The organism is Mesorhizobium sp. M7A.F.Ca.ET.027.03.2.1, assembly GCF_003999175.1.
GTDB lineage: Bacteria > Pseudomonadota > Alphaproteobacteria > Rhizobiales > Rhizobiaceae > Mesorhizobium.
On sequence record NZ_RZOM01000276.1, the window covers coordinates 1 to 6,265 of the forward strand.

At 61.2% G+C, this 6,265-nt stretch carries 9 protein-coding genes and 1 tRNA gene; 2 read left to right on the forward strand and 8 right to left on the reverse strand.

What is annotated here, in order from left to right; genetic code table 11:
- The 8 genes from EN750_RS14280 to EN750_RS14310 all read right to left on the reverse strand — a co-directional run.
- The coding region (locus EN750_RS14280; RefSeq protein ID WP_127396798.1) for a DUF3987 domain-containing protein at positions 1-2,243 on the reverse strand (2,243 nt) is incomplete at its 3' end.
- Positions 2,218-2,478, reverse strand: coding sequence for a hypothetical protein (locus EN750_RS14285; RefSeq protein WP_127396799.1), 261 nt, complete (start codon positions 2,476-2,478; stop codon positions 2,218-2,220). The genes EN750_RS14280 and EN750_RS14285, both read right to left, overlap by 26 nt.
- Before the next feature lie 206 nt (positions 2,479-2,684).
- Positions 2,685-2,761, reverse strand: a tRNA-Pro gene (locus EN750_RS14290).
- A gap of 369 nt (positions 2,762-3,130) precedes the next feature.
- The gene (locus EN750_RS14295) at positions 3,131-3,481 is read right to left on the reverse strand and encodes a hypothetical protein (protein ID WP_127266596.1); all 351 of its coding nucleotides are present in this window, start codon (positions 3,479-3,481) and stop codon (positions 3,131-3,133) included.
- Positions 3,481-3,933 carry a hypothetical protein gene (locus tag EN750_RS14300; RefSeq protein ID WP_127266597.1) on the reverse strand — a complete coding sequence of 151 codons (453 nt, stop codon included), beginning with the start codon at positions 3,931-3,933 and terminating at the stop codon, positions 3,481-3,483. Before EN750_RS14300 ends, EN750_RS14295 begins: the two co-directional genes overlap by 1 nt.
- On the reverse strand, positions 3,930-4,112 hold the full coding sequence (locus tag EN750_RS14305) for a hypothetical protein (protein WP_245482705.1): 183 nt from the start codon (positions 4,110-4,112) through the stop codon (positions 3,930-3,932). Before EN750_RS14305 ends, EN750_RS14300 begins: the two co-directional genes overlap by 4 nt.
- Positions 4,084-4,377 (reverse strand): hypothetical protein, encoded by a 294-nt coding sequence (locus tag EN750_RS39955; protein ID WP_210212744.1) that lies wholly within the window; start codon positions 4,375-4,377, stop codon positions 4,084-4,086. Before EN750_RS39955 ends, EN750_RS14305 begins: the two co-directional genes overlap by 29 nt.
- Complete coding sequence (locus EN750_RS14310; RefSeq protein ID WP_127396801.1) at positions 4,377-5,555, reverse strand: N-acetylmuramidase domain-containing protein; 1,179 nt, start codon at positions 5,553-5,555, stop codon at positions 4,377-4,379. The genes EN750_RS39955 and EN750_RS14310 overlap by 1 nt, the downstream gene beginning before the upstream one ends.
- A gap of 52 nt (positions 5,556-5,607) precedes the next feature.
- Here EN750_RS14310 and EN750_RS14315 point away from each other — a divergent pair, with 52 nt between their 5' ends.
- Together EN750_RS14315 and EN750_RS14320 are read left to right on the forward strand one after the other, a co-directional pair.
- Complete coding sequence (locus EN750_RS14315; protein ID WP_127396802.1) at positions 5,608-5,808, forward strand: hypothetical protein; 201 nt, start codon at positions 5,608-5,610, stop codon at positions 5,806-5,808.
- Between the two features lie 54 nt (positions 5,809-5,862).
- On the forward strand, positions 5,863-6,265 hold a 403-nt coding region (locus tag EN750_RS14320; protein WP_145967643.1), incomplete at its 3' end, for an acyltransferase family protein.

The window sequence follows — 6,265 nt, forward strand, 5'->3', positions numbered from 1 at the left end:
GTTACGCTCGGCGGCTGGTGGGCAAGTATCCAGCCGGCAGTCGCCAGCAACGCGTCGTGCCGCTCGGAAAGCCCCAGCACGTCCGCATAGAAGGTAATGGCGTGCGGAAACAGGAAGTCGTGCAGGAACGCCGCAACACGGCGCGCCGTGTCTTCCTTCACTTCGGAAGCAGGGCGATTCCCCGTTGACTCGACGCAATGCCAGATGGCGCATAGCCGAGCGAACAGCCCATCGTACTTTCCAATATGGGCGGCAAGTTTCTTGTTCACCGCCTCCCATCCGGCAGCCATCGCGTGGTGCTTCGCCTCCAGTTCATTGCGGACGGCTTGAGCGCCCTCATCAAACCGCAACGACACTTCTATCATGCCGCCAGCAAGCGGTTTGCTAAGGCCGTGGAGCCGCTCGACAAGGGCCGCATACATCGCAACCACGGGCGGGGTCGGCTCGTCTTTGCCAATGGATGCGCTGCCTAGCACGATAGGAAAGAGCCGTTGCAGCAAGCCGTCATCCACGGCATCGCCAGCGACTTTCCGCATCGGCTCCGGCTGAATTCCGCCAAGCATCGAAACAGATAGATTATCTATCCAGACAGCGCCCCGGCCAATCCGGTTGACGGTGTAGTTTCCGCCGTTGAAGGACTGAAGCCAAAAGGCGCGGTCTTTCGCGGCGCCGCGGTTCCCTGAATATTTATCCATGGAACCGAACCAGCCTGAAAGCTCGTCCTGAAGGCAGAGAACGCCATTCGGACTGTCTTTCAGCACCTCCTGCGCAGCCTCGATGGTGGTATCTTCGAGCCGGAGCCGGACGTGCTTCGGTGGCGTCGCGGTCTTCTTTACCTCCTTGTCCAGCCCATCATATTCAGCCTTAGCTTCGATATAGGCGCGATAAAGTTCACGATCGAGTTTCTTCAGCGGAGCCGTGGCGTTGGCAATGAGCGGGCTTTTCTTGGTGCTCGGGCTGCCAATCAACGCGACCCAAATTCGCGGCGATTCCATCCAGTCGTCATGGCGCTTTACCTTCAACTGAATGCTGTCCGGGATTGCGGCCGCACAGACGGCCAAGACCGATGCCGCAAGGCCGCCAGCGTCAACGCCCATCATCTCGGCTTGGACTCGTGCGTATTCCTCAATGACAGGAGGAAGCAGCCCGGATGGCAGCGACGGGTGCGTATGGCGCGCCCATAGGTCGACTGGTGCGGTGTTGTCGTTCGCCGGCTGGGGAAGCGCTTTCTTGGTAATGTCACCGACCATTGCCGCAGCGGCCTCGCGCTGCTCGCCATGCTTTGCGCCGTGCTTGCCCCAGCAACGGGCAAAGTCCTTTCTGGCAAGTTCTTCCGTCGCGTATTTCGCGAGCCAGTCGCCGGATGCGGCAAGAAACAAGGCGAGTGCCGACTCGGCGGTGTGCCCGTCAAAAGCCAACTGCTCGACCACACGCGCGGCATGGGCGGAACGGTCGCCGACTTCATTGGCGGCCAAGAATGCAGCGGCCTTCTCGCCTACATCCAGCGAGGCTGCATCGGGAAGGTCGCCAACCGCAACCGGCGTGCACTCGGCAGCCGCGTGCATCCACGGAGCCAGCGCATCCGTCAACGCCTCAACGCTGGTAAGGCTGCCGTCCCATCCTTGCGCAACGATGACGCTAACAGGATCCGGCGAGCGACCGCGCTCCAGCTTTTTTCGGTTCGGCCAGTTCATTGTTCCGGGAACGCGCCACACGTGAGCGATGTCCGCGGTTCCGTGGTCAGAGCCGGTCGCCCGCTTCAGCGCGACGGCAAGCGGTTTAGCCTCACCCGGTGTTAGCGCCCGATCGAACAACCAAAAGGGCTGGCCGTTGCCGGGCGAGGTCTCCAGAATGATGTTAGGTTCAATCGGCAAGTCGCCGACTTTGCCGGTGTCTCCATCCATATCGGCGACAAGACCGAGTACGGCAACGATATCCGCCTCAGTGCCGCGTTTGCCGCGGGCGATACCCTTCTGCATGACCTGCAGGCCGACGTAAACGTTGGCGCCTGGCGTATCGAGATGCGCCGCGATTGCGTCAACCATGCCGTCGACATCGCCAATCGGGTGATGCGTGATTGTGCCAGGACGGTCATCGTCGGCAACGATAGAAGCATGGAAGGTCGAAACCACAAGCACGCCATCGATGCCGGCGGCAAGCTGGTGAAGGGTTTCGACGTGGACGCGGACTTCAGCGGCGGAATCTGTGGAGGCTTCTTTATGCTGCGCGCTGGTGCTGCTCACGGTTATTCTCTCCCAATGCGGCGCTCGCAGCGCGCACAATTTGATCTGCAATTTCGTTGTTAAAAGTCGCGGCGGCACAGCCGAACGCGGACGGCGCAAAGACGCGCCGCCTGCCATCTGGTTTTTCTGTGAGCTTCAGATTGTAGAGCCGCACGCCATCGACCAACTGAAGGTCGAAACGCGCGAGCGTCCGCCCATCGCCGGGTGGCGCGGGTCTAATTTCTAGGATGTGCATCTCTGCTCCGATTGAAGAACGGTCGATCGATCAGTTGCCACGCGGAATCGCCGAATGGTACGAATGAAGAACATTCGCTCATTTACTTCGGGACTTTTTCGGGACTTTACGTTCCAGAACGGGCGATTTGACCGCGCTTTGTTCTGAAAATGCGAGAGCAACCGCTGGGGCGGTTGAAAAATCTCTCAACAATTTCAGGATGTTAATGGTCGGAGTGGCCGGATTCGAACCGACGACCCCTTGACCCCCAGTCAAGTGCGCTACCGGGCTGCGCTACACTCCGGACCGCGGAAAGCCATATATATTCAAGGGTTGGGGTGCAAGCGCTAAAACGGCGCAGGAGAACAGAAGCCGATCATTCCTGTTCAATACCGTCACTGCCGGACAGAAAGTCCCACGGGAAGTCCCACGGATGTTCGCTAGGCGTTCCTGCAACGCGCGCTGTTAGAGTTCCGGCGTGACAGGCCAGTGAAAACCGCAAAGCCACCAACGCTGGGTTTCGACTACCTCGGATGTCGAATTGGCGCAAAAGCGGCCAAAGTTGAAACCCGCAGGACTAGCGATCGCCCTTGGCTTTTGCGTATCGATTGCCCCTCTTGAAACGCAAAAGCCCGCCGCACCTTCGGCACGGCGGGCTTTTCCCGGGCGCGGATCACTTCGATCGCGCGATCTCCTTTGCCAGGTCGCCAATATCGCGGCGAAGGTCCCCCACCTCGTCGACGAAGCGGTTGCCGACCTCGATCAGCCGATACATGGCCTGGCGCTGCTTTTCATTGTCAGCGCGCCCGGCGATCAGTTCCATTGTGTAGCCCTCGATCGAGGCGGCCAGCTCCTTGACCGCGCTGTTGTCGATGAGGGCACCGGCGACTTCGACCTGGCGCTCCGCCGGCGTAACTGTGCCGCGACCGAAGCGAAGGCCGAGCATCGCCAGGAGGCCGAGCAACGCCAATCCCACGAAATTGGCGATCGGCACCAACTGTTCGGCCGGAATGCCAAGGATCATCAACGCCTCCGCTGCGAAGCACCGACATCAGCCCATGCCCGAAAAAGGTTCCACATTTCGATCGTCATGAAGGTGAGGTAGACGATCACCCCGGTGCCGGAGCCATCGGCCGTCAGGACGGCAACGAGGACGCCGAGCGCAATTTGGCCCCAAAACACGCACGACGCGATGGAAGCCCCAGCCCTGAAATGGGGCGAGTAGCGGAAACCCTTGAAGGTGCCATTGACGATGAGCGCCCCGAGCCGAAGCAGGGCAGTCATGAGACAGACGTTGGCCCAGAAAGCTTCATTGCCGTAGGTAGCGATGATGGCCATCGACGGCGATCGGTCGAAGGTCAGCGGATCCATTGCCAGGCAACCGGACCAGCCGAACAGCGCTCCGGTCATGATCCATTCGGTGACGCGCATCCCGAAATGCTCGCGGATGCCGCCAGCGATGCGCAGCACGATCATGTCTTGAGCTCCGCTCGTCGCGCAGCGCTCGCCTTGGTGTGCAGATCGCATTCGGCGCGCGTGTAGAGCTTCACCGCGCAGCCTGGCGCCATGGTGCGGTCGATCTTGTTCTGGTCGGCAACGGTCTTGCCCTGTGCGCCGGCGAGGCTGTTACCGAGGGCCTGTCGTAGCGGCGTCACACCGCTGATGCCCGAAGTCGTACACGCCGCCAGCGTCAAGGCACTCGTCAAGAGACATGCGAGCGTCAATGCCCTTGTGAACCGCATTGGTATTCTCCCTTTCAATCTGGGTGCGCAACTCTTCGGCGCCCCAATGCTTGATGAGTGTGTAGCCGCCCCAGACCGCGCCCGAGACGGCGACGGCCAGGACGGCCCACGCGATGATGCCGGCCAGAGGCCGGGGGACGCCGGCGAAGCCTGCGACGAGCGAGATGATGGCGCCCATCAGCGCCGTGCCCCCGTCTTGAACGCCTCGACGCCCTTGGCCTCGCCATGGCGGGCGACCAGGAACAGCCCGCCGGCAACAGCCGCGATCGCCAGCATCCAGACCCATCCAGGCACGTCGCCAGCAGCATCCTTGACCGGCTGGATATAGCCGCTGGCGGCGCCGAGATTGCCGATGATGCCGTCGAAGAAGCTGCCGACCAGGGCGATGATGCCGGTGAAGAACGCGCCGACCTTGGTCAGCCAGTTCGTCTTCACCTCCGGCACCTTGTCGCGCACGACGTCGGCCGGCGCATCCGCGCGCGCCGCGGGAATGGCCCGCGGCTTGGCCTTCTGCAGGGACAGCAGCAGATCGTCATCGATGTCGTCACCGGCCGGCAGGCCATTGTCAGAGCGGAAGGCACGGATCGCGGCTGCAGTGAAGTCGCCGGCCTTGCCGTCGACGCCGCCAACCTCGGTATAACCGAGATCCTTCAGCTGCTGCTGGACGCGCTCAACCGTTGCCTTGTCGACGGGCGACACCACCGCGGCGATCGACACCGGCTCAGCCGAAACAGGATCCCCCGCTGCCGAGAAAGGCGTGTCCCTGATCTTTTGCCATTTGGCAAAGGCGGCGGCCATCTTGGTATCGTAGGCATTTTTTTTGTAGCCGGGACCATTCCAAGTCCTGGCGATGACCGGCCAGCGATGCGCGCGCAGATCGTCGTCGATCTTCCAAGCGACCAGGAGGCGCACTGTCGCCTCGAGATGGTTGGCCTCGGATGCCAAGAACGCCGTTACCAGCGCCTGCGGTGAAGTGTAGCCGGCATCGCGATGGTTCTCGCCGAGAATCTGGGTCAGGCCCCACGAAGCGGCCATCAACGCGATCGTCTCGTCGATTGCCATCGCTTTGACCAGGCGCGGGTAACTGTCCTTGGGATAGGGCTTCATGCCCCATTTCGGATAGGCGAGCCCAGCCTTGACCGCAGCGTCCCGCTTCATGCCCTTGCCGAGAAGCCGGTAAAAGACATGCGGTTCGAACAGCATCTTCGGCCGGCCGGTCGCATCAAAGCCGGATCCTGCCGCCTCGACGTCCATGAAGGCATGCAGTTCGTCCTCGCCAACGGCGATCTCTGCACCGATGCGCGGGATATCGATGTCTTGCAGGCGCACCGCGGCGCCCTTGAACGAAGTGTCCATGGGTTTTCCTTTCGAAGGATGATGGCTATGGTCGGGCCGGGGAGTGAGGGCGATGGCGAATTTCACAGTCGAGATGATGCGCGACGGCAGAGCCGTGAAGCGTGCCGAGGTTCAGGCGGGCAGCGATGTCGAGGCCGCGAAGGTCTGGGGACAGGTGAAGGTGCCGCTAGGCCGTGAGGCGGAGACCGGTGAATGGGTGCGGGTGACGCATCTGACCAGCGGTCGGACGAGTTGGTTTGCTGTTGAGACGTGAAGTCATCTCAGCTACAAGTTGCCCGCCGATAGGCGAAATGGGCGGGATAATACTTTGACACATCAATTCGGGGTGAAGCCGCGTCTTGTCGGGCTAGACATTGCGCGCATATTCGCAGCGCTCGCCGTCATGGTCTTTCACCTAGGTTTCTGGTCTTGGGCCGTGAAAGGGTCAACTCCGCAATCTGTGGTTCAGGGGGCGGCATCGTTCCCTGAATTGGCACCCTTCACCTTTTGGGGGCGTTTTGGCGTGGAGATATTCTTCGTCATATCGGGCTTCGTCATCGCTTTTTCTGCCGCGAGCGCCACGCCATGGCAATTCATCAGAGCGCGCTTCCTGCGCCTGGTTCCCGCTGCTTTTGTCTGCGCCACGATGACGTTTGTCGTCGCCATGACAATCGGTTTGCTACCGACGTCGACTTTGGTCGATCGATATATTCGAACGCTGACCTTCAACC

Coding starts and splice junctions, on each gene's coding strand:
- EN750_RS39955 (WP_210212744.1), bottom strand. CDS start 4,377: ATGGGCGCCATCATCTCGCTCGTCGCAGGCTTCGCCGGCGTCCCCCGG.
- EN750_RS14310 (WP_127396801.1), bottom strand. CDS start 5,555: ATGGACACTTCGTTCAAGGGCGCCGCGGTGCGCCTGCAAGACATCGAT.
- EN750_RS14300 (WP_127266597.1), bottom strand. CDS start 3,933: ATGATCGTGCTGCGCATCGCTGGCGGCATCCGCGAGCATTTCGGGATG.
- EN750_RS14315 (WP_127396802.1), top strand. CDS start 5,608: ATGGCGAATTTCACAGTCGAGATGATGCGCGACGGCAGAGCCGTGAAG.
- EN750_RS14295 (WP_127266596.1), bottom strand. CDS start 3,481: ATGATCCTTGGCATTCCGGCCGAACAGTTGGTGCCGATCGCCAATTTC.
- EN750_RS14285 (WP_127396799.1), bottom strand. CDS start 2,478: ATGCACATCCTAGAAATTAGACCCGCGCCACCCGGCGATGGGCGGACG.